The following is a 26,124-nucleotide window of genomic DNA, read 5'->3' on the forward strand; positions in this document are numbered from 1 at the left end:
GCGGAGGCTGTTGCAGAACAGGTACGTAAACGGACTAACCCATCGCGCTTTCGCGCAGGCTGGCTTTCAGCTTGGTGTACTCATCAATAACATACTGCTCGGCAGCGCGCTGATCGGCAATGCGTTCAACGTTAACGGCACAGTATTTGTACTCCGGCGTTTTGGTAATCGGGCTTAAGTTCTCGGTTACCAGTTCATTACATGCCCCAATCCACCACTGGTAGGTCATGTAAATCGCACCTTTGTTTGGACGATCGCTGACTGCCGCGCGGGTAATAACCCGGCCTTTACGTGAGTTAACCCACACCAGATCTTCATCCTGAATACCCAGACGCTCTGCGTCAGCGGTGTTGATCTGGGCATAACCAGGCTCATCCGCCAGCGCGGCCAGCGCCGCACAGTTACCGGTCATCGAACGGCAAGAGTAGTGGCCGACTTCACGCACCGTCGACAGTACCATCGGGTACTCTGGGCTGAGTTTGTCGATTGGCGCTACCCAGTCGCAGGTGAAGAACTGCGCCAGGCCGTTCGGGGTGTCAAATTTCTCTTTGAAGAGGTAAGACGTACCCTGGTCGGCATCTGAGGTGTCGCGGCAAGGCCACTGGATATAGCCCAGTTCGCCCATTTTCTCGTAAGTGGCGCCGTAGAAATCCGGGCACAGATGACGCAACTCGTCCCAGATTTCCTGGGTGTTGTTGTAGTGCATCGGGTAGCCCATACGGGTGGCGATTTCACTGATAATCTGCCAGTCCGTTTTCAGATCCCACTTCGGCTCAACGGCTTTAAAGAAGCGCTGGAAGCCACGGTCAGCCGCAGAGAAGACGCCTTCATGCTCGCCCCATGACGTAGACGGTAAAATAACGTCTGCGGCAGCGGCGGTTTTGGTCATGAAGATATCCTGCACGATGACCAGTTCCAGATCCTCAAAGCCTTTGCGCACTGCGGAGAGCTCAGCATCGGTCTGTAATGGATCTTCACCCATAATGTACGCCGCGCGCACTTCGCCATGCGCCGCACGGTGCGGCAGTTCGCTGATGCGATAGCCGGTATGTGCAGGCAGGCTTTCCACGCCCCAGGCTTTAGCGAACTTCTCGCGGTTTTCCGGGAACTTAACGTACTGATAGCCCGGATAGGTATCCGGCAGCGCGCCCATGTCGCAGGCGCCTTGAACGTTGTTCTGGCCACGAACCGGGTTAACGCCCACGCTTGGCTTACCGAGGTTACCGGTCAGCATCGCGAGGCTGGTCAGTGAACGCACGGTTTCCACACCCTGATAGAACTGGGTCACACCCATGCCCCACAGAATTGCCGCGCTTTTCGCCGTGGCGTACATACGTGCAGCCTGACGAATATCGTGCGCGCTAACGCCGGTGATATCTTCGACGGACTCCGGCGTATAGCCTTCGACAATCTTGCTGTACTCTTCGAATCCTTCCGTACGGGAGGCGACGAACGCCTGGTCGTACAGTTTTTCTTCGATGATGACATGCCCCATGGCGTTGAGCAGCGCGATGTTCGAGCCGTTTTTCAACGCGATGTGCATGTCGGCAATACGCGCGGTTTCAATTTTGCGCGGATCGCAGACGATAATTTTCGCCCCGTTACGTTTAGCGTTAATTACGTGATTCGCCACGATCGGGTGGGAATCCGCCGGGTTATACCCGAAGATGAACACTAAATCCGTGTTATCAATTTCATTGATAGCATTACTCATTGCGCCGTTACCGACCGATTGGTGCAGACCTGCAACCGAAGGGCCGTGTCAGACGCGAGCGCAGCAGTCAACGTTATTGGTACCAATAACGGCGCGCGCGAATTTTTGCATTACATAGTTGGTTTCGTTACCTGTACCGCGAGATGAACCGGTCGTCTGAATAGCGTCCGGGCCGTACTTCGCTTTGATGGCGCTCAGGCGATCGGCGACGTAATTCAGCGCTTCATCCCAGGAAACAGATTCCAGTTTGCCGCCACGCTGGCGACGGATCATTGGGGTTTTCAGGCGAGGGGTCAGGATCTGGGTATCATTAATAAAATCCCAGCCATAGTAGCCCTTCAGACACAGGGTACCCTGGTTGGTTTTCCCCTGCGCCGCCTCAGCCCGGACGATTTTGCCGTTATCGACCACCAGGTTGATTTTGCAACCTGATGCGCAATATGGGCAAACCGTGACGACTTTTTTCATCGGTCTCGCTCCAGTTAATCAAATCGCGCATACGCGCTTGTCGCTTTGCTTATGCATCTTTTATGCCATGTTTTTTTCAGGGGCATTAGTCGATATTACGGGCGATTTTTGGTCAAAACTCTGACGAAAAACAGGCTGTCGTCATATTTGACGTGTCGAAAGAAAAAGCCGCGTGACGTTCATCACGCGGCGAACTGGCGTGGCGTCGACGCTACTGCGGCTTGGCCGGGCTGCTTTGATAGCCGCCGCCGAGGGACTTAATCAGCTGCAGGCTCTGAATCACCCGCTGGGTGTCGAGCATCAGCAGCGACATCTGCTCGGCGAGTACCGGCAGGCGCGCTTCGCTGGCCTGTAAACGACTGCCGAGACCACGGCTAAAGGCCGCCTCGGCGGCACGCTGGGTGTAGCTCATGGCGTCGACGCGATCCGCCTGCATGGTGCGCTCGTCGCTGAGGGTTTGCAGACGGGTACCGCTAATCGCCACGTCGCGCACCGCGTTGAGCACCGACTGGTTGTAGCGCTCAATCAGCATGTTGCTGCTGGCGCGCGTGTTTTGCAGGTTGGCGTTCAGGCGACCGCCGTCGAACAGCGGCAGGCGCAGGCCGGGGATGAAGTTAATTTGCCGACTGGTCCCCTTGAACAGATCGTCGATATGAATCGCGTCAAGGCCAAAGAACATTTTGATATCGAAGCTCGGATAGAACAGCGCTCGCGCGGCGTCGACCTGGTCGAGCGAGGCCTGCACGTACCAGCGCATGGCCTGAAGATCCGGGCGACGGGCGAGCAGATCGTAGGAGAGCGTAGCGGGAACGCCCGCTTGCACCTGCGGCAGTGCCACGGGCTTGATCTCCGGTAACCCGTCGGCACCCACGCCCATCAACGCGCGCAGCGATTCACGGGTCTCTTTGATTTGCCCTTTGGCGGCGGCAATTTGTTTATCCACCGCCAGCATCTGCGCCCGAGCGCCGTGGTACGGCACTTTTGCCTCCAGCCCCTGTGCCACTTTGCTCTGGTGCGCCTGAACCGCGTAGTCAATCACGCTGCGGGTCTGCTCCAGCAGGTCGAGCATCTGATAGCTGGCCTGAATGCTGTAATACAGCTGCGCGACGGCGACCGAGAGCGACAGCTCCACCGCGGCGGTTTCGGCGAGCGTGGCGTTTTGCGCGCCAATGGCTGCTGATACAGCAGAACGGTGCGAGCCCCATAGATCGGGATTGAACCCGGCGACTAATCCGACGGTGGCCTCCGTGTAGTACGGGCCATCCATTCCCAGCTTCGGCGCATCCAGCGCGTAGGGGCCAAGGAAGCCGTTAGCGGAGGCGCGCTGGCGGTTAATCATGCCTAAGGCTGCCATTTGCAGCTGTGAACCGGCTTCCAGCAGGTCGGCCTGCGCTTGCGCTTTGTCTTCACGCAGCTTTGCCTCGGACAGCGTATGCGAACCGGCGAGCGTCTTATCAATCAGCGCTGTGAGCTGCGGATCGTTAAACTGCCGCCACCACTGCGCCTGTGGCCAGCCCTGGCTCGCCAGATGGATATCGTCGGCCAGCTTGATTTGTTCCGGCTGTAGCTGCGCGTGCGGCGCGGAATCGCTGCGGATTAACGCACAGCCGGAGAGCGCCGTCGTGCCAGTAAGCAGGCTGCAAAGTAGTAAGCGAGAAAGGTGACGAGTCATTGTGGTGTGGCTCCTTGCGCCTGTTCCCCGGCAACAGTGATAGCCGGGCCAGTCCAGTCAGGTAACCGGGCGATTTGCTGCATAGCGCGCTGCGCCGGTTCCGATAATGTTGATAATGCGTCGAGACTTGCCGTTGGCGGAATGCTGCTTGCGCTCGCTATTCCCGCAGCGTACTGCTCCACCGATTCGGCGAGAGCCGATTCCGGGGCAGGCATGTTGTTATTGCTGTAGAGGATCTCTCGTCCCTGGCGAATAACGGCCTTGCTGCGCGCCAGCAGCAGAGCGCGTTCCTCATCATTTAGCTGCCGCTCGAGCGCCACGCGATCGCACATCTCTTCACAGGCGTTAAACGCGGCGTGACAACCGATACGCAACTGCAGCCAGGTCCGCTGCATAGCGGGATCGTGCTGAGGGATACGCAGCAGTTTGCCGAGCGTACCGAGTGCCGCCGCCAGCTTGTGCGGAAGAACACCGGCTTCGCTTTCCGGCCAGATAAAGGTGTAGATCACCGCCGAAACGGCGGTGCCGACCAGAATGCCGACCGCGCGATCGCGGATCTCGACCAGGTCGTAAACTGGCCCAAAGGCATTCTCGAGGGTGGCGAGCGCAAAGGTAACGATCATCTGCGTGCCGATATAGGACGATCGCTCCGATCCGGTGGCGATCCATGCGGCAAGCAGCAGGATGGGTGCCAGCACGCACAGCAGCTCGGCGATATTATCCAGCCACGGCATGACGCAAATGGTGACGAGTAGCGCCAGCGCTGCGCCACACACCGCACCGCCGAAGCGAAGCGTCATCTTCTGCCACGATGAACCGATGCTGGGGTTAGCGACAATAATGCAGGTCAGCATGCAGGTGTGAATGCCCTCCCAGTCAACGCCGGAGTAAAAGACGTAACAGATCATGCAGGCCAGCAGCGTTTTCAGCGCGTAGCGAAGATAGGCCGGATTGCTGAAGGCGTCCGGCACCATCGACGGCTGTTTAGCGGCTGGTGATGGCGGTGTATCGGGATCCATTGTTCCGAGCTGGCGCAGTTGCGCGAAGAGCGTCTCCAGCCCGCATTGCTGGGCAGCGGTACACTCATCTGCGCTGAGTTCCAGCGCGCTTTGCCAGGGTTCGCCCTGCGCTATTGACTGGCGCAGCGAAGTGATTTCGCCGTGGAGTTTTTGTCTCAGTGCGGTGTTTTGATCGTTGGCAGAGTAACGGTTCAGCGTACTGTATATATAAGTGACCGTCGCGACGCTGTTTTGCCACCAGGCGCTGCGCGCCTTCCAGTCGTTATCGTCGGCCATGCAGAACACGTTGAGCTTTTGCAGCGCCAGCACCTCCCGTTCAACGTATTTTTCCGCCAACGGCGCAGTTGACGTTGTCAGGTGGGCGAGTGCATCATCCAGCCTTGCGCATAGCGCTTCCTGCATCTGCGTTCCGGCGCGGCTAGGAAACCACAGTACTCCCAGCAGCACCATCAGCAGCGCAGGGTAGAGCCCCACGACGATGCACCACAGCGTCAGACGTACGACGATTTCTGGATAATCGAGCATGCCGGGGAAAGTCTGACCATACACGGCGATAATCGCGACGGCGAAGAACAGCAGCCCGAGCTTATAGGTGCGCATCATAAACATGCAGCCGAGCACCACCAGACTGGCGACGATCATGCGGATCAATGGGTAGCTATACGCCCATTTGTAAATCAAAAACAGGCTGCCGATTTCCATTGTCGTTGCGAGAACAAACAGGATCGCCACGAATTTGGTGTAAAACGCGTTGGACTGAACGCCGTAGAACAGCACCGCCAGCGAGATCGCCAGAAACGGGATCTGGAAAGTCATTGATATCAGCACAACCAGCAGACAGCCTATCCACAGCTGGAGCGTCTGCGGCAGCCGCCCTGGCCGCCGCTCGCTGAGTTCCTCATGGAAAAACGCCAGCAGCCTGACCAGCGGCAGCGGCAGGTAATTGAGCACGTTCATTATTGCGGCTCAAGGGTGGCGACCGCTGATGCACCGATACGGAACATGTTTGAGTCTGGTTTATCGACCATGATTTTGACCGGGAAGCGCTGGGCCACGCGCACCCAGTTGATCGAGCGGGAGACGCGCGGCAGGCCGCCGAGCACGATGCCGCCGTCGTCCGGCAACACACCGTAGCCAATGGAGTCGACTTTGCCGCTGAAGGTTTTACCGCTGTCGCTCATCAGGCGCAGGGTTGCCGGCGTGCCGGTCTGGATATTTTTCAGTTCGGTTTCGCGGAAGTTGGCGATCACGTACCAGTGGCGCGTGTCTATCAGGGTGAAAATAGGCTTCATGGCAGAGGCGAACTGGCCGATGGACGTTTTCAGCGATACCACGCGGCCATCAAACGGCGCGCGCACTGTCGCCATTTCAAGATGCAGTTTGGTTAACGCAATATCGGCCTCGACGGCCACCCGCTGGGCGACCAGCGCATCCACGCCGCTGACCGCGCTGGCGGCCTGCTGTGCTTGCAGCAGTACGGCGTTAAGGTCGGCTTCGCTGGCACGCTGCGCCGTTCTGGCGCGGTCAACATCTTCGGCGGAGACAAAACCCTGCGCCAACAGCGGTTCGGTGCGCTTAAGGGTATCACTGGCCTGTTTAGCGGCAGCACGGGCTTTCGCGACCGTTGCTTCTACGGAGCTGGCGGCAAATTTCTGCGCATCCACGCTGCGTTGAGTCAGCATGATCTGTTTATCCAGCGCCGCCAGCGAGGCTTCCGCTTTGGCCAGACTGGCTTCATAAGGGCGAGGATCGATGCGGAACAGCAGGTCGCCCTGTTTCACCTGTTGGTTATCAACCACCGCCAGTTCCACGATGCGCCCGCTAACTTCCGGCACAACATCAATGGTGTCGGCTGCGGCGTAGGCGTCACTGGTGGACGGGGAACTATCCACACGCCAGATGACAAATATCAGCACCACAAGTGTGAGAATAACCAGAGCCAGGGTAGGCACTTTGTTACGAGGAACTTTTTTCTGCGAGCTTTCCATGGGCGCATCTCAATGTGAGTTAAAAAAATACCAGCCAGAACAGCATGGAGTAGAGTGCAAAGAGGGCGGTATAAATAACCCCTGCGAATGACAGAACGTTATATTTATGCAGCATGACCCGTCGGGTGATGAGCGTAAGAATAACGCCAGCGATCATGCAGAAAAACCAGTCAGGGTAATAAGCGCCAATAACAGGAATAGCCGGGGGCAGTGAGCATCCTGTAAGTAATACGGCAAGCGAAAGCCAACCACTTTTTTTTAGTTGCATCACAATCCGGGATTTAACTATTTGCATATTAAAATACATCCTGTGTATTACGAACAATATCCGGGGTGAATATAAGAAATAAGAAGTACCAGTATGGCTATTTTTATCGAGGAGAAAAATAGCTTTATTGCGCAACCGCATTCATAACTTATTCGATTGTTTTATTTTTTATTGTATTTTATTTCTTGGGTGAATAAATATTCAGGGGGTAATCCCCCTGAACGTCGGTCATATTAATTGGGGGTGACAATATTTACCCACAGGTCAAATTGATCCAGACATGCGATAATTTCATCCAGCTTCGCCGCATTCCCGATGACTTTGACTTTTTTCGCTTTCACCAGATCTGCCATCTTTGTTTCGCCAGTCAGCACGCGATGCAGATCGGCACGGCTCATATAGAACGAGGTATCCGCTTTTGGCAACAGTGTCTTACGGTAGTTAAGCACGCTGTCATTGAGTGTCAGGTTCAGGTTATCACCTTCTGCCAGATTAAAGTTCAGGCTGATATCTTTACCTGCGGCTTTGTCGCTATCCAGGCGGACCGCCATATAGTCAAACAGCATTTCAACCGTCATACCTTTAATGGTGTCACTGGAGTTTGAGGTGCCGTGGCTAAACTTATGTACTCCTTCACGCAGTTCTTTCGCACCGGTCAGGTAGAACCCGCGCCAGGTTGCGGACTCTGCCTGATAGCCCAACTGTTCAAAGGTATCCGCTTGAAGGTTTTTCGCGATCTGATCGCCTGGATTAGCCGCGATTACCTGTTTGAGAAGCTCGGCGGCCCAGCGGTAATCGCCTTGTTTGTAGGCATCGCGTGCCAGCCCAATTGCATGTGTGGAGCCACCCAGCGCTTTCACGTAGCGTTTGCCCATTTCGACTTGTCCATAAGGATGGAGGTTCGCTGGGTTGCCGTCATAGTAGCCAAGATAGTAGTTATAAACGGCGCGGGCGTTGTGACTGACCGAGCCATAGTAACCGCGGCTGGCCCAGTTATTCGCCAGCGCAGGTGGGAGTTTTATCATGTCGCCCACTTCATTCAGCGTGTAACCCTGGTTGGCTAAATGTAGCGTTTGGTCGTGAATATACTTAATGGTGTCACGGTATTTATTAATATAATTATTAATATGATCATTACCCCATACCGGCCAGGTGTGCGGCATAAACAGGACTTCAGCCTGGCTTCCCCATGTATCAAGTGTTTCATTCAGATAGGATGACCACTTGCTAACATCACGGGTCTTCGCTCCGCGCAGAGTATAGAAGTTGTGCAGCGTATGAGTCGCATTTTCTGCAGTGCAGAGCGCTTTCAGTTTCGGAATATAGAAGTGCATTTCTGCTGGCGCTTCGCTGCCTGGCGTCATCAGAAAGTCGAATTCCAACCCATCAATCGTGCGTTTTTCACCTGTTTTGGTAATTGAGGTTGTCGGAGCGATAATGGTTGGATTGCCTGGTGCAATCGTAACGCCCAGACCGTTGCCAACGTTACCTTGCGCATTGTGCGGCAGCAGCAGACCATAAGAATACAGCACCCGACGGTTCATAATATTGCCGGCCAGCACATTTTCGCTGATGGCCTCTTCCATAAACCCGGCTGGCGCGATGATTTGCACTTTGCCTGCTTTGACATCCTCTTCGCTGACGATGCCTTTGACACCACCAAAGTGATCGGTATGACTATGGGTATAGATGACAGCAACGATAGGTTTTTGCGGACGATGTTGGAAATAGAGATCTAAACTGGCTTTTGCTGACTCAGGGCTGACCAACGGATCCACGACGATGATGCCGGTATCACCTTCAATAAAGGTGATGTTTGAGATATCCTGGCTGCGTACCTGATACATCCGGTCGGTGACTTTAAACAGCCCGGAAATACCATTGAGTTGTGACTGCCGCCAGAAGCTTGGGTTGACGGTATCGGGAGCGGGGGCATTGATGTCGAATTTATAATCTTCGGCACGGTAAAACACTTTACCCTCTGCATTTTTGAGTTCGCCATGGCTCAGTAGCGGCGCAATGAATCCGCGTTGTGCGTCAGCAAAATCCTGTTTATCACTAAAAGGTAACGATTTTATATATTGCTGATTTATTTGTTTGGTAAATGATGTTGCTTCTTTTGGGGTTTCGGTCGCGAATGCGGTATTCACTATAAAGCTTGTTGCAACTGAAATAGCAATAAACACCCTGTTTAAACGGAATGACCTGGCGTTATTCATATAAATCTCCATTTTATAATTAATACTGTGAATTTATTATCTTGGCTAATTTTGTTATTTTAATTTCATGCTTATCATAAGGACTAATTATTTATTTTTTGAATATAATTATGTGAGCTGTGTTGTCATTTTTGTTAGGTATTAGTGCTTCATGGTTCGAATGACGGTGGATTATTTAGTTAGCAAATAATGTGATGGACATTATATTTTCACCAGATAGATCATGAGTGCTCTTTCACTTCGCCTGAAATTACTCACAATTAGAAAGATAAAACGAATGAACGGAGCTACATGATGAAACCCGTTATTCTGGTTGTGGATGATGACATCGCTGTCTGCACGCTGTTACAGGATGTGCTGAGCGAGCACGTCTTTGCAGTGACCGCGTGTCATAGCGGACAGGAGGCGCTGCGCTGCATTGAGACTCAGCCGGATATCGCTCTGGTATTGCTGGACATGATGTTGCCCGATATCAACGGTCTGATGGTGTTGCAGCAGGTGCAAAAGATGAGGCCCGGATTACCGGTAGTCATGCTGACGGGCTTAGGCAGCGAGTCGGATGTGGTGGTCGGACTGGAAATGGGCGCTGACGACTATATCGGGAAACCGTTCAATGCGCGGGTGCTGGTGGCGCGGGTAAAGGCGGTGCTCAGACGCGTTGGCGTGTTGACGCCTGAAAGCGGCAGTCCGCAAACCACGGGACTTTCCTTTAATGGCTGGCATCTGGATACCGCCGGTTGCCAGTTACATAACCCTCAACAACTGAAGGTGGAGCTGACGCAGGGCGAATACAGCCTGCTGCTGGCACTGGCGCAGAACGCTCGTCGGGTGCTCAGCCGTGAGCAATTGCTGGAACTGACGCGCAGCGACAGCGTTGAGGTGTTTGACCGCACCATTGACGTGTTAATCATGCGGCTGCGGCGCAAAATAGAGAACAACCCGCACCAGCCAATGCTGATCAAAACCCTGCGCGGGCTGGGCTATGTGTTTGCCGCCGATGTGCAGCATCACGATAAAGCGGCGTGATCGTGCGCAGTTGCCGGATGCGGCGTAAACGCCTTATCCGGCCTACAAAAGCGATAACGACCCCGTAGGCCTGATAAGCGTAGCGCATCAGGCGTCAGCCATTTCTGCTTTCAACTCTGCCAGCGTTTTCGCGCCATCTATCGCGTTAGCGCACAGCAAGCTTGCCCGCGCACAGGCGTGCGCCAGTCTGATGCTGTCTGCCAGCGACCAGCGCTCATGACAGCCATACAGAAATCCGGCGCAAAACGCATCTCCTGCGCCGACGCTACCGACAATCTCTTCTTGCGCCAGTAACTGTGACGGTATCCAGACGCCCGGCAGATCCGGCGCTTCACCCCAGGCACCTTCCGGACAGTGGATCACCACCCGCTGGCGCACGCCTGCATCCAGCAGTTCGCGCGCGGCGGTAGCGATATGGGGAATATGCAGCTCGCCGTTGGTCTGGCGAATCTCCAGCCCGCTGAACTCCCCGGCCTCCAGCTCGTTAATCACCAGATAGTCGAGATGGCGCAGGGCCGGCATCACCAGTGGTTGGTAGCGCGGGTCGCCCTTACGCGAGACCAGATCCAGGGACGTTTCAAAGCCGTTGTCGCGCATTTGCGCCAGCAGCCGTGCGCTACGCGTCCCGTACTCCTCATCCGGCATGTCCAGACTGTCGAGCAGCAGCAGATAGCCAAGATGGAAGATTTTCATCGAGGTATCCAGTTGCTCAAAGGCGGGTAAATCCAGTAGTCGATTGGCGCCGGGCGAGTGAAAAAAGGTTCGCTGCCCGCTGGGGTCGGTCATCACCTGCGACATCGACGTGGGGGCGAATGTGGTGCGCTGCACATGCTGGCGATTAACGTGATACTGCTCCAGCATCGCCATGATGTAGTCGCCGTCGCTGTCCTGACCGATTAACCCCACCGCCTGCAGCGGCAGCCCAGTGTGCATTTTTGCCAGCGTCAGCAGCACGTTCAGCGGCGCACCACCCGTGGCGCGTTCGCTTCGAGTGATTTCCGCCAGCCAGCCGCGTTCCGGCCATTGCACAATTTGATGGACATGATCGACCAGCATGTTGCCTGCGGCGATAACGCCTTTGCGTTCCATCAGACCTGCCCCGCGCTGCCAAAAATGCGCATTTGTTCTGAAACGGTATCGGTAATGGCCTCTTCAATAGCCAGCAGCAGTTCGGCAAACTCGTCGTACAGCGGCTGCCGATTGGCCATCCGTGACTCTACCGCTGTCAGCGCCGCCTGCGACATGCCGGTGTAGAAGTTGATTTTGTGAATACCGAGTTCAATTGCGCGCTTGAAATCGTTATCGCTGATGCCTGAACCGCCGTGCAGTACCAGCGGGATCGCCGCCTGCTGGCGAATAGCGTCCAGACGCGGAAAGTCGAGTTCCGGTTCGCCTTTATATTTGCCGTGCGCATTGCCAATGGCGACCGCCAGCGCGTCAATCCCGGTTCTGTCGACGAAATCACGCGCCATCATCGGGTCGGTAAACAACGACTCGTCAGCATGACCGTACAGCGCGCCGCCCTCATCACCGCCCACCGCACCCAGTTCGGCTTCCACCGAGACGCCGACGGCATGACACATCTTCACCACTTCGCGGGTCTGGCGGATATTTTCTTCATACTCCAGCGTGGAGCCATCGAACATCACTGAACTGAAACCTAAGCGTAGCGCCCGCACCACTGACTCAAAGTGCAGGCCGTGGTCAAGGTTCAGCACCACCGGAATGTCGTGCCTGGCGGCTTCGAATTTGACCGCTTCGACCAGAGAATCCAGCGAGATATATTTAAAATGCACCTCGGCGATGTTGATGATAAACGGCGAACGTTCCTGTTTAGCCGCGGCAAACAGGGCGCGCAGGAAATGCGAGTCCAGAACGTTAAATGCGCCTAATGCATAGCGGTGCTCACGGGCATGGGCGAGGCCATCGGCGAGAGATATCAACGGCATAATGCGCTCCTTGGTTAGCGGAACAGGCGATATTCGTTACACAGCACCAGCTGCGCCGGTTCATCTTCTTCAATGTCGTTATAGCGGGTGATTGGTTGCAGAAAATGGTTATCGTGGTCGTCGTCATTAATAGATGAGACCTCGCCAACCAGCACGTCGCCAAAACCTTTTTCCGCCCAGAAGCTGTGATACAGGCCCGGCGGCAGGCAGATGCTCTCACCCGGCGTCAGGCGCAGTTGGCTGCCCGCGGCATGGGTTTGCCGACAGCCGTCAATCACCACGTTCACGTCGCTGTCCTCCGTTTGCTCCCGCAGCCCCGCATTCCACAGTTCCACTATTAAATTACCGCCGCCACGATTGATAATGTCTTCGCGTTTGCGCCAGTGAAAATGCATCGGCGTGACCTGCGCCTCGCGGACATGCATGATTTTCTCGGCGTAGCATTTCTCGTAAGGCATACCTTTCGGCGAGCCATTACGCAGGGTGAACAGCGTTAACCCTTGCGCGGCGAAATTGTTGCCGCCAAAGGCGGTGACATCCCAACCGAGCTTAAGGTCGAAAACTTCGCTCCAGGCCGAGGCATCAAGCTTGCGCCATTGGGTCGGCGGGAAACTGGCGAAAGGGGGGAGGTGCACGTCGTGCAGAGAAAAAAACTGGCGCGTGTGGCCAAGGATTTCGTTTATTGCGGAGCGTTTCATTGCAGAATTCTCCTTAGAATAATGCCGGATGGCGCTGCGCTTATCCGGCCTACAAATTCATACCGATCTTGTAGGCCGGAGAAGGCATTTTTACCGCTATCCGACGTTGCTGTGGCGGGTTATTTCACCGTCCAACCTTTATAATTGGCAACGTTGTTTTTATCGATCATTGTCACCGGGATCAGCACGGGCTCTTTTGGGGCGGGTTTCCCCTGCAGTATGTCATAGCCGATTTCGACCGCTTTGGCAGCCATCACCTGCGGATCTTGTGCCGGCGTCGCCACAAATAATGAGTTTTCGCGCTTCAGCGCCTCTTCACCGTCTGGCGATCCGTCGACGCCGACAATAAAGAATTCGTTACGCTGCGCCTGTTTTGCCGCCAGATCGGCACCGATCGCCGTGGGATCGTTAATGGCGAATACACCGTCGATCTTCGGATTTGCCGCCAGCAGCGCGGTCATGATCTCCAGCCCGCCCTCGCGGCTGCCTTTGGCGTTTTGGTTATACGACAGCACCTTGATGTCCGGATGGCGTTTGAACTCGGTCTGGCAGCCTTCCACACGGTTCTGGACGGCGGAAACCGGCGGTCCGTTGATGATGACGACGTTGCCTTTCCCTTTCAGACGGTCGGTAATGTATTTGCAGGCCATTTCACCCGCCTGAGTGTTATCGGAGGTGATGGTCGCGTCTGCGCCTTCCGCCGCCACGTCAACGGCCACCACCACAATCCCGGCGTCTTTCGCGCGTTTTACCGCCGGACCGATGCCTTTGGAGTCCGCGGCGTTAAGGATAATCATGTCGACTTTGGCGGCAATAAAGTTGTCGATTTGCGACACCTGTTGCCCCAGATCGTAGCCGCTGGAGACCAGCGTCACTTTGACGCTATCACCCGCCAGTTTACGTGCCTCCAGCTCCGCGCCTTTGGTTATTTGCACGAAGAATGGGTTCGCCAGGTCGCCCACCGTAACGCCGATCGATTTCAGTTCTTTTGCCTGCACAAACGGAGCTGCAGCAAGCAGTGCGCCAGCACAGAGCGCGGTCACTAATGGCTTCAAACGCATACTCGTTTCCTCACGTAGGGTATTGTTGTTATCGGCCGGACAAAGCGATTACGCCGCCATCCGGCAAGCTTGTCTATGCACTTTGATGGTGTCGGGTACGGTATTTGTCGATCAGCACCGCTATGATGATCACCGCCCCTTTGATCACCAGTTGCCAGAAATAGGAGACGCCCATTAGCGTCATGCCGTTATTGAGCGTGGCGATGATCAGCGCCCCCACCAGCGTGCCGGTGATGGTGCCGATCCCGCCGACGAAGCTGGTGCCGCCGAGGATCACCGCCGCGATGGCGTCCAGCTCGTAACCCATACCTAAGTTGCCGTTGGCGCTGTACAGTCGCGAGGCGCTCATCACCCCACCCAGGCCTGAAAGCAAACCGCTGATGCCGTAAACGAACAGCAGCACCAGCCACACTTTGATCCCGGTTAAGCGTGCGGCCTGCATGTTGCCGCCGACCGCGTAGATATGAACGCCGAGCGTAGTGCGGCGCAGAATAAACCAGCACACCACCACCACCGCCAGCGCAATGACTACCAGCCACGGAACCGGGCCGAGATAGTTGTTGCCGATCCACTCAAAGCTGATGTTGGAGTTAATCACCGTGGTGCCATCGGCCAACAGATAGGCCGCGCCGCGCAGAGCTGTATAGGTTCCAAGCGTGACGATAAACGGCGGCAGCCCGGCAAAAGCCACCAGCGCACCGTTAAACAGCCCCAGCACCAGGCCGAGCATCAGCGCCGCCGGAATCGACAGCATGGCAAACTCAGGAATAAGAGAAACGACCATCGCCGCTACGGCGGTGGTGCCGAGAATCGAGCCAACTGAGAGATCGATCCCGCCGGTCAAAATGATAAAGGTCATGCCAGCCGCCAGCACGATATTGATCGAGGCCTGGCGGGTAATATTCAGCAGATTGCTCTCGGTGAAAAAATTGGGCGCAATAAAACCAAATACCGCCACAATCAGGATCAAAATCGGTAAGATGCCGACCGTTTGCATCAGATCGCTCATCAGCATCTTTTTTGCGGTGGTGGATTTCGCCACCTGCTGGGGAGTGGTTGGATTATTCATGGGGCACCGCCTGATGATGGGAGTCGTTCACGCCGGTCGCCAGCGTCATAATATTTTCCTGGGTAATACTTTGTCCGTTCAGCTCGCCGGCAATGCTGCCTTCGCGCATGACGTACACGCGATCGCTCATGCCAACGACTTCCGGCAATTCGCTGGAGATCATCAGGATCGCCACGCCTTTGCGCGCCATGTCGTTCATGATCCGGTAGATCTCGCTTTTCGCGCCAACGTCTACCCCGCGCGTGGGTTCATCGAGGATCAAAATGCGTGGGCCGATCGCCACCCAGCGTGAGATCAATAATTTTTGCTGATTGCCGCCGGACAGCCCACCTGCGCGTACCTGCGCGTGCGGCACGCGAATGTTGAGCAGTTTGATAGCGTCATCGGAAATGGCCTGCGCCTTTTTGCGATCGAGCATGCCCCAGTTGGCATCGCGCTCCAGCGTCGCCATGGTGATGTTCTCTGCTGCCGCCAGTTCTAAAAACAGCCCCTGTTCTTTGCGGTTCTCGGTCAGAAAGCCGATGCCGTGATCAATCGCTTCGCGCGGGGAGTGGATCACCACCGGTTCACCGTCTACTTCAATCATGCCGCCGATGGCTTTACGTACGCCAAAAATCAGCTGCGCCAGTTCAGAACGCCCGGCGCCAACTAACCCGGCGAGGCCGACGATCTCCCCGGAGCGTACCAACAAGCTGCACGGCTGGACTTTATGACCGTCGGTCAGGTGGTGGACGTTGAGGCGCGCTTTCCCTAAGGGAATATCGCGTTCTTTGTTGAACAGATCGCTTAGCGGACGGCCCACCATCATGCGCACCAGCTCCGCGGCGTTGAGCTTGTCGCGGGTCAGGCTGCCAACATATTGTCCGTCGCGCAGGACGCTGACGCGGTCCGAGAGTTCGTACACTTCCGCCATGCGGTGGCTGATGTAGATAATCGCCATCCCCTCATCGCGCAGGCGCATGATCAGTTCAAACAAGCGATGGGTTTCACGTGAGGAGAGGGCGGCGGTGGGTTCATCCATCACCAGAATGCGGCTGTTACGGTGCAGGGCGCGGGCAATTTCCACCTGCTGCTGTTCGGCGATGGTCAACGTCATCACACGATCGCTGGCCTTAAACTGGGCACCGAGTCGGTCGATGACTTTCTGTGACTGCATGACCATCTCTTTACGCTGGACCAGACCGCCGCGCGACAGCTCGCTGCCAAGAAAGATATTTTCCGCTACAGTCAGGTTCGGCGCGAGTTGCATCTCCTGATAAATCAGCGTGATGCCTGCACTAAGCGCATCTTTAGGACCGCGAATGTGGAACGGCTGACCGTCAATCAGGATCTCACCGCTGGTGGCGGTACAGGCGCCCGCGAGGATCTTCATCAGGGTGCTTTTCCCTGCGCCGTTCTCGCCCATCAGGGCATGAATCTCACCTGGCCAGACGGTTAAATCGACCCCTTTCAGCGCATAAAATTTGCCAAACGCTTTAGCAATGTTGCGCATCTCCAGAACCGGTGTCCTGCTCATGGCGGATCTCCTGTGGGGTGGCCGATATCAGCAGTCCATCACAGGAATGTAAATGCAAAATGTCAGAAGCCGTTCATATTTGTCATATTGCGATTTTTCTTCACGGAGCGTGATATGCCGCAACCGGGACGTCACTTTTTCGCCAGTGCGCGCGGACGATTGCTGTTCTTCAATCTGCTGGTGGTGGCTGTCACGCTGATGGTGAGCGGCGTGGCGGTGCTGGGTTTTCAGCACGCAAGCCAGATTCAGGAGCAGGTGCAGCAGCAAACCGTTGACGACATGACCGGCAGCATGAACCTGGCGCGGGATACGGCGAACGTGGCGACGGCGGCGGTGCGGCTGTCGCAGGTGGTCGGGGCGCTGGAATACAAAGGGGAAGCGGAGCGGCTGCAGGAGACGCAACGGGCGCTGAAGCAGTCGCTGGAACAACTGGCTACCGCGCCGCTGGCGCAGCAGGAGCCGGTGCTGGTTGAGCGTATTATCCAGCGCAGTAATGAACTACAAAGCAGTGTAGAAGGGATGTTGCAGCGCGGGCAGCGGCGACATCTGGAGCGTAACGCGTTGCTCAGTTCGCTGTATCAGAATCAAAGCTATTTACGTCATCTGCAAAAGCTCACCGGCGCGCAGGACGATGTGCTGCTGGGGCAGATGGACCGCTTAATTGTTGCCGCCATCGATACACCCACGCCGCGTTCGGTGGTGAAACAACTGGATGCGGTGATGCCTGCGCTTCCCTTGCAGCATGCCAATCCGCTGATTAGCGGTATCCTCAACGACTTCAATCAGGAGCTGCATAAGCTGGAGCCGCTCTCTTCCGCGCTAGAGCAGAGCGATTTGGCGATCAACTGGTATATGTTTCATATCAAAGCGCTGGTGGCGATCCTCAACAGCGATATCAATCAGTATGCCTCGCAGGTGGCGCTGATCTCAGAGCAGCGGGTAGCGCAAAGCCATCAGGAACTGCAATCTGGCGCGTTGTTTATTTTAGTGTTTGCGCTACTGGCGGTGGTGATCACCGGTTTTGCCGGGTGGTATATCTACCGTAATCTCGGTTCCAATCTGACGGCCATTTCGCGGGCGATGACCCGGCTGGCGCACGGTGAATCAGATGTCAGCGTCCCGGCCCTGCAGCGGCGTGATGAGTTAGGCGAGCTGGCCCGCGCTTTTAGCGTCTTTGCCCGGAATACGGCGTCGCTGGAGCACACAACCCGATTACTCAAAGAAAAAACCAGCCAGATGGAAATCGACCGCACCGAGCGCCAGGAACTGGAAGAGGCGCTGCTGCACAGCCAAAAGCTGAAGGCGGTGGGGCAACTGACGGGCGGATTAGCGCATGATTTCAATAACCTGCTGGCGGTTATTATTGGCAGTCTGGATCTGGTGAATCCGGAGTCGCCCGATGCGCCACGGGTAAATCGGGCGCTAAAAGCCGCCGAGCGCGGGGCGCTACTTACCCAGCGACTGCTGGCCTTTTCGCGCAAACAGTCGTTGCACCCTCATGCGGTGGAGCTGAAAACGCTGCTGGAAAATCTGGGCGAACTGATGCGCCACTCTCTTCCGGCCACGTTGACGCTGGAGATTGAAGCCCAGTCTCCCGCCTGGCCCGCGTGGATTGACGTCAGCCAACTGGAAAACGCCATTATCAATCTGGTGATGAACGCCCGTGACGCCATGGACGGGCAGGCGGGCACGATTAAAATCCGTACCTGGAACCAGCGGGTCACGCGCAGCGATGGGCGTAAGCAGGATATGGTGATGCTGGAGGTCGCCGACCAGGGCTGCGGGATGTCGCAGGAGGTGAAAGCTCAGGTCTTTGAGCCGTTTTTCACCACCAAACAGACCGGCAGCGGCAGCGGGCTGGGGTTATCAATGGTCTACGGCTTTGTACGTCAGTCCGGCGGGCGCGTGGAGATTGAAAGCGCGCCGGGGCAGGGAACGACGGTCAGGTTGCAACTGCCTCGCGCCGTAGTGCCGGTGCAGGCTCAGGCAGAACCGGTGGCGGTACATGCGGCGAACAGCGGTGAAAAACTGGTGCTGGTGCTTGAGGACGAGGCTGATGTGCGCCAGACGTTGTGTGAGCAATTACACCTGCTGGGCTACCTGACGTTAGAAGCCGCCAACGGCGAACAGGCGATGCACATGCTGGCGGCTTCATCCGAGATTGATATTTTTATCAGCGACGTCATGCTGCCTGGTGGTTTAAGCGGCGTGGATGTGGTTAACCATGCCCAGGCACATTATCCGCAGCTGAACATCCTGCTGATGAGCGGTCAGGATTTGCGTCCGGCCCATAACCCGGCACTGCCGGATGTGGCGTTATTGCGTAAGCCTTTTACTCGGGGAGAGCTGGCGCAGGCACTGCGGAAAAGTGAACAGTCATACCGCTAAGACATTGTCCTCTTTGCATACTATTTTGCGAGCTTCCTTCGGAAAACTAAACCTGCCAAAGAGATTAGGAATTCATCAAGACCAGGGAGCAAACGGGTGATGCTAATCTGAGCAAACACAGCCTGATTAGGATATAAAAGGAATTATGCCAGTACTAACAAGAGGTGATTCGCAGATGATTGTGATGCCGACAACGTATAGCCCGATGGCCGTCGCCCGCTCGTTTAAGGTGGTGGATACGTTTGAGCTTTCCGGGCGTATTCTGCTGGTTATTTATGACAGGCAAACTCCACGCGCAGCAATCATTGAAGCTGATATTGAGATTTTTAATGGTGTGCCTCGCCATCGAGTTCTTGCTGCACTGGATTTGCAGCGTAAACCCTACCTGGACAACGATATTCTAACGGTGGAACGATGTTGGGAAGAGGCGTCTGTGTTTCAGATAGAAGGGATATGTGTTAATCCGTCCGAACGAGATAAAGGGTTGGCGACGCGCCTGTATGAAGCACTGATTTTGCGCTGTGGTGTAACGCTGATTAGCGATTTTGAGCAATATGATGGCGGGAAAATGCTCTGGCAGAAAATTGCGCGTGAGTCTGAATACATCTCAGTTTTTATCCTGGACACGGAGCAAAACGCATTCTGGCCGTATGATGGTTCGAAGGTTATATATGATGGGGGATGTATCCCAGAAGAGCGTATATGGAGCATGTCACCAGATACAAAATGCCACGGTGTTGTTTTGGTGGCAGAGGAAAAACAACGCGCTTACCAGTTGATGGAGCCAGGGGCGTCCTATCGAGTTTGAGATTCCTCCGCTACACCTTCTTTTCTGCGTTGACTAACGTAAAGCCAGTTCAACTTCGGGTCTGGCTTATGAAATGTTATCCCATGCTTTTATTGTTTAGCTTGCTGTCACTGACCACCATGTCAGCGCAGGCGGATATTATTGATGACGCCATTGGTAATATTCAGCAGGCGATTAACGACGCATACAAACCGGACAACGGGCGGGATTATGACGACTCCCGTGATGAAAGCTGGCAGCGCCAGATGAGTGACGACCGGCGCAGGCAATATGACAATCGCCGCCGCCAGTTTGAAGATCGACGTCGCCAACTGGATGACCGTCAGCGCCAGCTCGATCAGGAACGGCGTCAGTTAGAAGACGAAGAGCGCAGAATGGAAGAAGATTACGATCGTTAGCGCAATCTTTCGCTGGCAAGGTTATAGACTTCACTACGCTCGCGTTTACCGACGGCAACGACCGCGATGACCAGGGTGTCGTCAATAACTTGATAAACAAGACGAAACCCTGAAGCTCGTAGTTTGATTTTATAGCAATCTTTTATTCCCCTGAGCTTTGCTGAAGGGACATGCGGGTTTTCACAGCATTTCTTTAGATTTTTGGCAAACTGCTGCTGAATAGCTTTATCAAGTTTTTGCCATTCTTTCAGCGCATCTTCCCTGAACTTTACCGTATAACTCATAAATAGCTGTCCAGATCCACATCCACCAGGGGTTGTTGGCTACGTTCATGGACTAATTTAACCAGTTGCTGATCGTCCAGCGCATCAAGCATTTTTTCGTAAAGTTCTGCTGGCACACAATAAAAGGCGGGCTGGTTACGGTTCAGGATGGCGACCGGGAACCCATCTCCTGCGCTGACAGTCGCCATCGGATTTTTTTTCAACTCACTCACGCTGGCGGTGGTATCGCTTAAGATGATATGCGGCATAATGGCTCCTAAAGACCGTTTAACTGGTCTTAATATAAGACACAAAAGACCTGTTAACAAGTCTTATTGTGGGGTGTGATCGCTAATCCAGCACAATCTCCATCCCGTCATACCCAGCCTCAAATCCTTCTGGCAGCGGATTTTCCATCAGCCACAGATCAAACTGGTGGCTGATATGCGTCAGGATCACCCTTGGACAGCGCATAACCTCGTTCAGCGCGATGACGGTATTGAGATCGCAATGATTGCGCGGCGGCTCGGCGCGCGGGGCATGGCTGCAGTCGATGATAATCACCTGCGGTGGGTTATTGTGGAGAAACTTCAGCGTCTTATCGGGAAGCCCGGCGGTGTCGGAGAGCCACGCCACGCGGCTGTGCGCGGTCTCGAACAGATAGCCAAACGTTAGTTTTGAATGGTTGAGCGGCAGCGGCGTCACCTGCAACCCTTGCAGCTCAAACACCACGAACGGCGCGACGGTATGGCTAAAATCGAGAATACCGGGATGCTTAAACAGATCGTCGCAACCCTGTTCATCCGGCGGACCGTACACCGGGATATTCGCCCCTACGCCCCAGCGCAACGGGAACAACCCCTGCACATGATCCATATGATAGTGGGTCAGCAGAAACTGCTGAAAGCTGCCCGCTGGCCAGTCGTCCATCAGATGCGGGATCCCCGCGTCCAGCAGGGTCACCGCATGATTGAATTTGACCACCCCGCTACAGGGGCGTCGACGGTATTGCGCCTGTAAGCGCGCCCGCTGACAGGCCGCGCAGTCGCAGCCAAATGCCGGCACCAGCTGCGCGCCGCCGGTTCCCGTCAGCGTAATGGTCAGACTCATGGCTCCTCCTACAACGGTTTGGTGAAGCGAAAATGGCTCTGGGTATAGCCTTCGCGCTGGTAAAAACGATGCGCGTTAAGGCGTTGGGTGCTGGTGGAAAGCTCGGTCATTTCTGCGCCTGCTTCGCGCGCGGTGGCTTCGGCCCAGGCCAGTAGCTGGCTGCCTACCGTTAATCCTCGCGCCTGTGGCATTACCACCAGTTCCTGAATCTCGCCAATCCAGTTGGCGTGGTGCAGATGAAACTGCAGGTGCAGACCGATCAAGCCGACGACCTGCCCGTCGAGCAGCGCCAACTGGTAGTGCATGTTAGGATCTTGCAGATTCGCGGCGTATCCGGCGTTAAAGGCCTGGTGATCGAATTGTCCCTGCTTGAGTTCACAGATAAGCGCGTAAACCGCATCGGTATCGTAGAGCGTGGCGCGGCGTAATTCACAGACAGACATGTTTCTTCTCCTTGCGTCCCATCAGTGCGAGCAGTGTATCGACAGACTGTAGCAAACTGCCATCATTGTTGAGGATGTGGCAGTCATACGGCGCGTAGCGGGCCGCGCGTTCAAGGCGGGCGGCGATTTCCGTTTCACTCTCCCGCCCACGCGCCTGCAGACGCTGCCGTAGAATCGCTGGGGAAACCTGTAAGCAAATAGGAAGTAACGACGCGCCGTAACGAGCCTGCGCCTGGGGCAGATGGGCGCGCGATCCGTTGACCACCACATCAAAACCGGCGTGCAGCCAGAGGTCAATCTCCACGCCCACGCCGTAGTAGAAGCCGTTCGCGTGCCAGCTCAGTGCCAGCAGATTCTGCCCGGCGCGGGTAAAAAATTCTTGTTCACTCAGCGCAATATGATTTTCATTCCCGGCGTTAGCGGCACGGGTGATGTATCGATGCGCCACCAGTAGTTGCGCGGGTTCCTGCAGGCGGAGTTCTGCCAGCAGACTGTCCTTACCAGAGCCGGATGGCCCCATCAGCCAGATCAGTTTCCCCATAGTCAGAATACCCTTTTGCCCTGACGCCAGACGTGGTCGATATGGATGTTGCCCCCTTTGCGGTGTGCCAGCACCAGATCCGCCCGTTTACCTTCGGCAACAACGCCGCGATCGTCGAGATTCAATGCCCGCGCCGGATTGCGGGTCACCAGACGAATCGCCTGCGGCAGGGTAAAGCGGTTGGCGTCGTCATCCGCCACGCGAAATGCCGCGTCGAGCAGGCTGGCGGGGTAGTAATCGGAAGAAAGAATATCCAGCAGCCCCAGTTCAGCCAGCTTATGCGCCGCCACATTGCCGGAGTGAGACCCTCCGCGCACGATGTTCGGCGCGCCCATCAGCACGTTCATGCCATGCTGGCGCGAGGCTTCAGCCGCCGCGAAAGTGGTGGGAAATTCGGCGATCACGCTGCCAAGTTGGTGCGATTCCAGCACATGTTCGCTGGTGGCATCGTCATGGCTCGCCAGCGCGATATTACGTTCGCGGCAAAGCTGGGCGATGGCGTTACGATTGGGCTGTGACCAACGCGCCGCCAGCGCTAACTGTTCTTCTTCATAGCGGGCCATCTGCTCGTCGGTGAGCGAATATTTGCCCTGATAATACTCGCGGTACTTTTCTCGATTGGCGAACTGGCGCTGGCCCGGCGAATGATCCATCAGTGAAACCAGCGTCACCGGCTCGCGCCCGACCAGTTTTTCAAACAGCGGCAGGGTGGTGTGGTGCGGCAATTCGCAGCGCAGATGCAGGCGGTGTTCGGCGCGATTGACCCCGCGTTTTTGTGTCTCTTCCACGGCGTTGATCATCTTCTCCAGATTTTCGAGCCGATCGCCGCCGTCGCGCACGTCGCCAATCGCCACCGCATCCAGCACGGTAGTAATGCCGCTGGCGACCATTAGCGCGTCATGGCTGCTCATCGCCGAGTGGGCAGGCCAGTCGACCTTCGGGCGCGGGGTGAAGAATTTATCCAGATTATCGGTATGCAGCTCAATCAACCCTGGCAGCAGCCAGCCGCCTTCGCCGTCTAAAGCCTCCGGCAGACGGCTCTGGGTTTCTGCAAATGCGCGAATAACCCCTCCCTCAATTTCCAGCGATCCTTGCACCACTTCATCTTCCAGAACCAGCTTTACATTGTTGATAATCATGCTGTTGTTCCCATCAGGTGCAGACGGTCCGCTACGCGGTCGCGCACGGTTTGATCGTGAAAAATACCGACAATGGCTGCGCCGCGGGCTTTCGCCTCTTCGATCAGCGCCACTACGGCAGCGCTGTTTTTGGCGTCCAGCGAGGCGGTCGGCTCATCGAGCAGCAGAATCGGGTAATCGACGATAAACCCACGGGCGATATTGACGCGCTGCTGTTCGCCGCCGGAAAAGGTCGATGGCGCGAGGTGCCACAGACGTTCCGGTACGTTGAGACGCGTTAACAGGCTGGCGGCTTTCGCGGCGCATTCTTCACGGGATACGCCGAGATCCAGCAGCGGCTGCATCACCACATCCAGCGCGGAAATCCTTGGGATCACGCGTAGAAACTGGCTCACCCAGCCGATGGTTGAACGGCGAACCTCCAGCACTTTGCGCGCCGGGGCCTGCACCAGATCGACCCATTCATCGCTGTGGCGGATGTGGATGTGTCCTTCATCTGGCAGGTAGTTGGCGTACAGCGAACGCAGCAGCGTGGATTTTCCGCTGCCGGAGTGGCCGTGCAGCACCACGCATTCGCCGCTTTTCACTGCCAGAGTGGCGTTTTGCAGCACCGGCAGACGTACGCCGTTTTGCTGGTGGAGCACGAAGGTTTTACTGACGTTTTCAACGCGGATCGCGTTCATTTTTAGCCTCTTTAGACATTTTTGCGTTCGATTGCCTGATGGCGCTTCGCTTATCAGGCCTACAACTTATCCGGCCTACAAAAGTGCGATCCAGGTAGGCCCGAACAGCGCAGCGCCATCGGGCACAACAAAAAATCAGTTCTGCAATACCGACGACACCAGCAACTGGGTATACGGATGATGCGGATCGTCGAGTACGCGGTCGGTTAACCCACTTTCCACCACCTGACCCTGCTTCATCACCAGCAAACGGTCCGCCAGTAGACGCGCCACGCCCAGATCGTGGGTGACAATCACTACCGCCAGATCCAGTTCCACCACCAGGCCGCGCAGCAGGTCCAGCAGTTTGGCCTGTACCGAAACGTCCAGCCCGCCGGTAGGTTCGTCCATAAACACTAGCTTTGGGTGGGTGACGAGGTTGCGGGCGATCTGCAGGCGCTGCTGCATGCCGCCGGAGAAGGTGGTCGGCAGGTCGTCGATACGTGAGGCAGGGATCTCCACCTCCTCCAGCCAACGCTGTGCGGTGGCACGGATGTCGCCATAGTGGCGCGCGCCGGTGGCCATCAGGCGTTCGCCGATATTGCCGCCTGCGGAAACCTGACGGCGCAGGCCATCCAGCGGATGCTGATGCACCACGCCCCACTCGGTGCGCAGCAGACGGCGGCGGTCGGCCTCGTTCATGCCGTACAACGAACGGTTCTGATACAAAATGTCACCGTTCTGCGGCGTCAGCCGTGAAGAGATTGATTTCAGCAGGGTGGTTTTGCCGGAACCGGACTCGCCGACGATACCCAGCACTTCGCCAGGCCACAGGTCAAACGAGACGTCGCTGAAGCCTTTGCCCGGCGCGTAGAGGTGAGTCAGGTTGTTGACTGAAAGCAGCGGTTGCGTCATTTGCTGAGAGCCTCGCTCTGTTGGCGGCAGTAGTCGGTGTCGGAGCAGACAAACATGCGTTTGCCGGTGTCATCGAGCACTACTTCATCGAGATAGCTGTGGGTAGAGCCGCAGATGGCGCAAGGCTCATCCCAGCTCTGCACGGTAAACGGGTGATCGTCGAAATCGAGGCTCTCCACGCGGGTATAAGGAGGAACGGCATAGATGCGCTTTTCGCGACCTGCGCCAAACAGTTGCAGGGCCGGCATCATGTCCATCTTCGGATTATCGAATTTCGGGATGGGCGACGGGTCCATGACGTAGCGGTCATTGACCTTCACCGGATAGGCGTAGGTCGTGGCGATATGGCCGAAGCGGGCGATATCTTCATACAGTTTCACCTGCATGATGCCGTACTCTTCCAGCGCGTGCATGGTGCGGGTTTCTGTTTCGCGCGGTTCAATAAAGCGCAGCGGCTCGGGGATTGGCACCTGGAAGATGATTATCTGATCTTCCACCAAGGGTGTTTCCGGGATGCGGTGGCGGGTCTGGATCAGTGTGGCGTCTTCGGTACGCTCCGTCGTCGCCACGCCCGTTACGCGTTTGAAGAAGTTGCGGATCGACACCGCGTTGGTGGTGTCGTCCGCACCCTGATCAATCACCTTCAGCACGTCCGGTTCGCCAATCACGCTGGCGGTAAGCTGAATGCCGCCCGTGCCCCAGCCGTAGGGCATCGGCATTTCGCGTCCGCCGAACGGCACCTGATAGCCGGGGATGGCTACCGCTTTTAAAATGGCGCGGCGGATCATGC

General features: G+C 56.0%; 25 protein-coding genes. 4 read left to right on the plus strand and 21 right to left on the minus strand.

Annotated elements, in window-relative coordinates:
• Positions 1-34: 34 nt before the first annotated feature.
• The 6 genes from fdhF to FDX04_RS02820 all read right to left on the minus strand — a co-directional run bounded on the left by fdhF (position 35) and on the right by FDX04_RS02820 (position 9,348).
• The gene (gene fdhF / locus FDX04_RS02795) at positions 35-2,182 is read right to left on the minus strand and encodes a formate dehydrogenase subunit alpha (RefSeq protein WP_137361126.1); all 2,148 of its coding nucleotides are present in this window, start codon (positions 2,180-2,182) and stop codon (positions 35-37) included.
• Between the two features lie 211 nt (positions 2,183-2,393).
• Entirely contained in the window at positions 2,394-3,854 is a 1,461-nt protein-coding gene (locus FDX04_RS02800) for an MdtP family multidrug efflux transporter outer membrane subunit (RefSeq protein ID WP_137361127.1), read from the minus strand.
• Positions 3,851-5,830, minus strand: coding sequence for a multidrug efflux transporter permease subunit MdtO (gene mdtO, locus FDX04_RS02805; protein ID WP_137361128.1), 1,980 nt, complete (start codon positions 5,828-5,830; stop codon positions 3,851-3,853). Before mdtO ends, FDX04_RS02800 begins: the two co-directional genes overlap by 4 nt.
• Positions 5,830-6,861: a multidrug transporter subunit MdtN gene (mdtN, locus tag FDX04_RS02810; RefSeq protein ID WP_137361129.1), complete on the minus strand. Its 1,032-nt coding sequence runs from the start codon at positions 6,859-6,861 to the stop codon at positions 5,830-5,832. Before mdtN ends, mdtO begins: the two co-directional genes overlap by 1 nt.
• Positions 6,862-6,880: 19 nt before the next feature.
• A complete protein-coding gene (locus FDX04_RS02815; protein WP_137361130.1) occupies positions 6,881-7,156 on the minus strand; it encodes a YtcA family lipoprotein in 276 nt (91 codons plus the stop codon).
• A 206-nt stretch (positions 7,157-7,362) separates the two neighbouring features.
• A complete protein-coding gene (locus FDX04_RS02820) occupies positions 7,363-9,348 on the minus strand; it encodes an alkyl/aryl-sulfatase (protein WP_137361131.1) in 1,986 nt (661 codons plus the stop codon).
• Positions 9,349-9,642: 294 nt separating this feature from the next.
• Here FDX04_RS02820 and FDX04_RS02825 point away from each other — a divergent pair, with 294 nt between their 5' ends.
• The gene (locus tag FDX04_RS02825; RefSeq protein WP_137361144.1) at positions 9,643-10,374 is read left to right on the plus strand and encodes a response regulator; all 732 of its coding nucleotides are present in this window, start codon (positions 9,643-9,645) and stop codon (positions 10,372-10,374) included.
• An 87-nt stretch (positions 10,375-10,461) separates the two neighbouring features.
• On the opposite strand, the gene FDX04_RS02830 is transcribed toward FDX04_RS02825, so the two are convergent.
• From FDX04_RS02830 to FDX04_RS02855, 6 genes are all read right to left on the minus strand, one after another.
• Positions 10,462-11,466 (minus strand): carbohydrate kinase family protein, encoded by a 1,005-nt coding sequence (locus FDX04_RS02830; protein WP_137361132.1) that lies wholly within the window; start codon positions 11,464-11,466, stop codon positions 10,462-10,464.
• Positions 11,463-12,323 (minus strand): ketose 1,6-bisphosphate aldolase, encoded by an 861-nt coding sequence (locus tag FDX04_RS02835; protein WP_137361133.1) that lies wholly within the window; start codon positions 12,321-12,323, stop codon positions 11,463-11,465. Before FDX04_RS02835 ends, FDX04_RS02830 begins: the two co-directional genes overlap by 4 nt.
• A gap of 14 nt (positions 12,324-12,337) precedes the next feature.
• Entirely contained in the window at positions 12,338-13,021 is a 684-nt protein-coding gene (locus tag FDX04_RS02840) for a D-lyxose/D-mannose family sugar isomerase (RefSeq protein WP_042312945.1), read from the minus strand.
• A 119-nt stretch (positions 13,022-13,140) separates the two neighbouring features.
• Positions 13,141-14,082, minus strand: a complete 942-nt coding sequence (locus FDX04_RS02845; RefSeq protein WP_042312943.1) for an ABC transporter substrate-binding protein — start codon at positions 14,080-14,082, stop codon at positions 13,141-13,143.
• 73 nt (positions 14,083-14,155) lie between these two features.
• Complete coding sequence (locus FDX04_RS02850; RefSeq protein WP_038636347.1) at positions 14,156-15,151, minus strand: ribose ABC transporter permease; 996 nt, start codon at positions 15,149-15,151, stop codon at positions 14,156-14,158.
• Complete coding sequence (locus tag FDX04_RS02855) at positions 15,144-16,667, minus strand: sugar ABC transporter ATP-binding protein (RefSeq protein ID WP_137370422.1); 1,524 nt, start codon at positions 16,665-16,667, stop codon at positions 15,144-15,146. Before FDX04_RS02855 ends, FDX04_RS02850 begins: the two co-directional genes overlap by 8 nt.
• Positions 16,668-16,781: 114 nt before the next feature.
• Here FDX04_RS02855 and FDX04_RS02865 point away from each other — a divergent pair, with 114 nt between their 5' ends.
• The 3 genes from FDX04_RS02865 (at position 16,782) to yjdP (ending at position 20,261) form a co-directional block, all read left to right on the plus strand.
• On the plus strand, positions 16,782-19,055 hold the full coding sequence (locus FDX04_RS02865) for a hybrid sensor histidine kinase/response regulator (RefSeq protein ID WP_137361134.1): 2,274 nt from the start codon (positions 16,782-16,784) through the stop codon (positions 19,053-19,055).
• 175 nt (positions 19,056-19,230) lie between these two features.
• Positions 19,231-19,863: a GNAT family N-acetyltransferase gene (locus FDX04_RS02870; protein WP_063941245.1), complete on the plus strand. Its 633-nt coding sequence runs from the start codon at positions 19,231-19,233 to the stop codon at positions 19,861-19,863.
• A 68-nt stretch (positions 19,864-19,931) separates the two neighbouring features.
• The gene (gene yjdP / locus FDX04_RS02875; RefSeq protein WP_137361135.1) at positions 19,932-20,261 is read left to right on the plus strand and encodes a DDRRRQL repeat protein YjdP; all 330 of its coding nucleotides are present in this window, start codon (positions 19,932-19,934) and stop codon (positions 20,259-20,261) included.
• On the opposite strand, the gene FDX04_RS02880 is transcribed toward yjdP, so the two are convergent.
• The 9 genes from FDX04_RS02880 to phnJ form a co-directional block, all read right to left on the minus strand.
• On the minus strand, positions 20,258-20,545 hold the full coding sequence (locus FDX04_RS02880) for a type II toxin-antitoxin system RelE/ParE family toxin (protein WP_137361136.1): 288 nt from the start codon (positions 20,543-20,545) through the stop codon (positions 20,258-20,260). The genes yjdP and FDX04_RS02880 overlap by 4 nt on opposite strands.
• Positions 20,542-20,793 (minus strand): type II toxin-antitoxin system Phd/YefM family antitoxin, encoded by a 252-nt coding sequence (locus tag FDX04_RS02885; RefSeq protein ID WP_006688247.1) that lies wholly within the window; start codon positions 20,791-20,793, stop codon positions 20,542-20,544. The genes FDX04_RS02880 and FDX04_RS02885 overlap by 4 nt, the downstream gene beginning before the upstream one ends.
• 82 nt (positions 20,794-20,875) lie before the next feature.
• The gene (gene phnP / locus FDX04_RS02890) at positions 20,876-21,634 is read right to left on the minus strand and encodes a phosphonate metabolism protein PhnP (RefSeq protein WP_137361137.1); all 759 of its coding nucleotides are present in this window, start codon (positions 21,632-21,634) and stop codon (positions 20,876-20,878) included.
• 8 nt (positions 21,635-21,642) lie between these two features.
• Positions 21,643-22,077, minus strand: coding sequence for an aminoalkylphosphonate N-acetyltransferase (phnO, locus tag FDX04_RS02895; protein WP_137348835.1), 435 nt, complete (start codon positions 22,075-22,077; stop codon positions 21,643-21,645).
• Positions 22,064-22,618, minus strand: coding sequence for a ribose 1,5-bisphosphokinase (phnN, locus tag FDX04_RS02900; RefSeq protein WP_137361138.1), 555 nt, complete (start codon positions 22,616-22,618; stop codon positions 22,064-22,066). The genes phnO and phnN overlap by 14 nt, the downstream gene beginning before the upstream one ends.
• A 2-nt stretch (positions 22,619-22,620) precedes the next feature.
• The gene (gene phnM, locus FDX04_RS02905; RefSeq protein WP_137361139.1) at positions 22,621-23,757 is read right to left on the minus strand and encodes an alpha-D-ribose 1-methylphosphonate 5-triphosphate diphosphatase; all 1,137 of its coding nucleotides are present in this window, start codon (positions 23,755-23,757) and stop codon (positions 22,621-22,623) included.
• Positions 23,754-24,440: a phosphonate C-P lyase system protein PhnL gene (gene phnL, locus FDX04_RS02910; RefSeq protein WP_137370423.1), complete on the minus strand. Its 687-nt coding sequence runs from the start codon at positions 24,438-24,440 to the stop codon at positions 23,754-23,756. The genes phnM and phnL overlap by 4 nt, the downstream gene beginning before the upstream one ends.
• 135 nt (positions 24,441-24,575) lie before the next feature.
• Positions 24,576-25,334 (minus strand): phosphonate C-P lyase system protein PhnK, encoded by a 759-nt coding sequence (gene phnK / locus FDX04_RS02915; protein ID WP_042312925.1) that lies wholly within the window; start codon positions 25,332-25,334, stop codon positions 24,576-24,578.
• On the minus strand, positions 25,331-26,122 hold the full coding sequence (gene phnJ, locus FDX04_RS02920; RefSeq protein ID WP_233593229.1) for an alpha-D-ribose 1-methylphosphonate 5-phosphate C-P-lyase PhnJ: 792 nt from the start codon (positions 26,120-26,122) through the stop codon (positions 25,331-25,333). Before phnJ ends, phnK begins: the two co-directional genes overlap by 4 nt.
• Positions 26,123-26,124: the final 2 nt, after the last annotated feature.

It is taken from the genome of Citrobacter sp. wls615 (assembly GCF_005281355.1).
In the GTDB taxonomy this organism is placed as follows: domain Bacteria; phylum Pseudomonadota; class Gammaproteobacteria; order Enterobacterales; family Enterobacteriaceae; genus Citrobacter; species Citrobacter werkmanii.

Coding starts and splice junctions, on each gene's coding strand:
- FDX04_RS02800 (WP_137361127.1), bottom strand. CDS start 3,854: ATGACTCGTCACCTTTCTCGCTTACTACTTTGCAGCCTGCTTACTGGC.
- mdtO (WP_137361128.1), bottom strand. CDS start 5,830: ATGAACGTGCTCAATTACCTGCCGCTGCCGCTGGTCAGGCTGCTGGCG.
- mdtN (WP_137361129.1), bottom strand. CDS start 6,861: ATGGAAAGCTCGCAGAAAAAAGTTCCTCGTAACAAAGTGCCTACCCTG.
- FDX04_RS02815 (WP_137361130.1), bottom strand. CDS start 7,156: ATGCAAATAGTTAAATCCCGGATTGTGATGCAACTAAAAAAAAGTGGT.
- FDX04_RS02820 (WP_137361131.1), bottom strand. CDS start 9,348: ATGAATAACGCCAGGTCATTCCGTTTAAACAGGGTGTTTATTGCTATT.
- FDX04_RS02825 (WP_137361144.1), top strand. CDS start 9,643: ATGAAACCCGTTATTCTGGTTGTGGATGATGACATCGCTGTCTGCACG.
- FDX04_RS02835 (WP_137361133.1), bottom strand. CDS start 12,323: ATGCCGTTGATATCTCTCGCCGATGGCCTCGCCCATGCCCGTGAGCAC.
- FDX04_RS02840 (WP_042312945.1), bottom strand. CDS start 13,021: ATGAAACGCTCCGCAATAAACGAAATCCTTGGCCACACGCGCCAGTTT.
- FDX04_RS02845 (WP_042312943.1), bottom strand. CDS start 14,082: ATGCGTTTGAAGCCATTAGTGACCGCGCTCTGTGCTGGCGCACTGCTT.
- FDX04_RS02850 (WP_038636347.1), bottom strand. CDS start 15,151: ATGAATAATCCAACCACTCCCCAGCAGGTGGCGAAATCCACCACCGCA.
- FDX04_RS02855 (WP_137370422.1), bottom strand. CDS start 16,667: ATGAGCAGGACACCGGTTCTGGAGATGCGCAACATTGCTAAAGCGTTT.
- FDX04_RS02865 (WP_137361134.1), top strand. CDS start 16,782: ATGCCGCAACCGGGACGTCACTTTTTCGCCAGTGCGCGCGGACGATTG.
- FDX04_RS02870 (WP_063941245.1), top strand. CDS start 19,231: ATGATTGTGATGCCGACAACGTATAGCCCGATGGCCGTCGCCCGCTCG.
- yjdP (WP_137361135.1), top strand. CDS start 19,932: ATGAAATGTTATCCCATGCTTTTATTGTTTAGCTTGCTGTCACTGACC.
- FDX04_RS02880 (WP_137361136.1), bottom strand. CDS start 20,545: ATGAGTTATACGGTAAAGTTCAGGGAAGATGCGCTGAAAGAATGGCAA.
- FDX04_RS02885 (WP_006688247.1), bottom strand. CDS start 20,793: ATGCCGCATATCATCTTAAGCGATACCACCGCCAGCGTGAGTGAGTTG.
- phnP (WP_137361137.1), bottom strand. CDS start 21,634: ATGAGTCTGACCATTACGCTGACGGGAACCGGCGGCGCGCAGCTGGTG.
- phnO (WP_137348835.1), bottom strand. CDS start 22,077: ATGTCTGTCTGTGAATTACGCCGCGCCACGCTCTACGATACCGATGCG.
- phnN (WP_137361138.1), bottom strand. CDS start 22,618: ATGGGGAAACTGATCTGGCTGATGGGGCCATCCGGCTCTGGTAAGGAC.
- phnM (WP_137361139.1), bottom strand. CDS start 23,757: ATGATTATCAACAATGTAAAGCTGGTTCTGGAAGATGAAGTGGTGCAA.
- phnL (WP_137370423.1), bottom strand. CDS start 24,440: ATGAACGCGATCCGCGTTGAAAACGTCAGTAAAACCTTCGTGCTCCAC.
- phnK (WP_042312925.1), bottom strand. CDS start 25,334: ATGACGCAACCGCTGCTTTCAGTCAACAACCTGACTCACCTCTACGCG.
- phnJ (WP_233593229.1), bottom strand. CDS start 26,122: ATGATCCGCCGCGCCATTTTAAAAGCGGTAGCCATCCCCGGCTATCAG.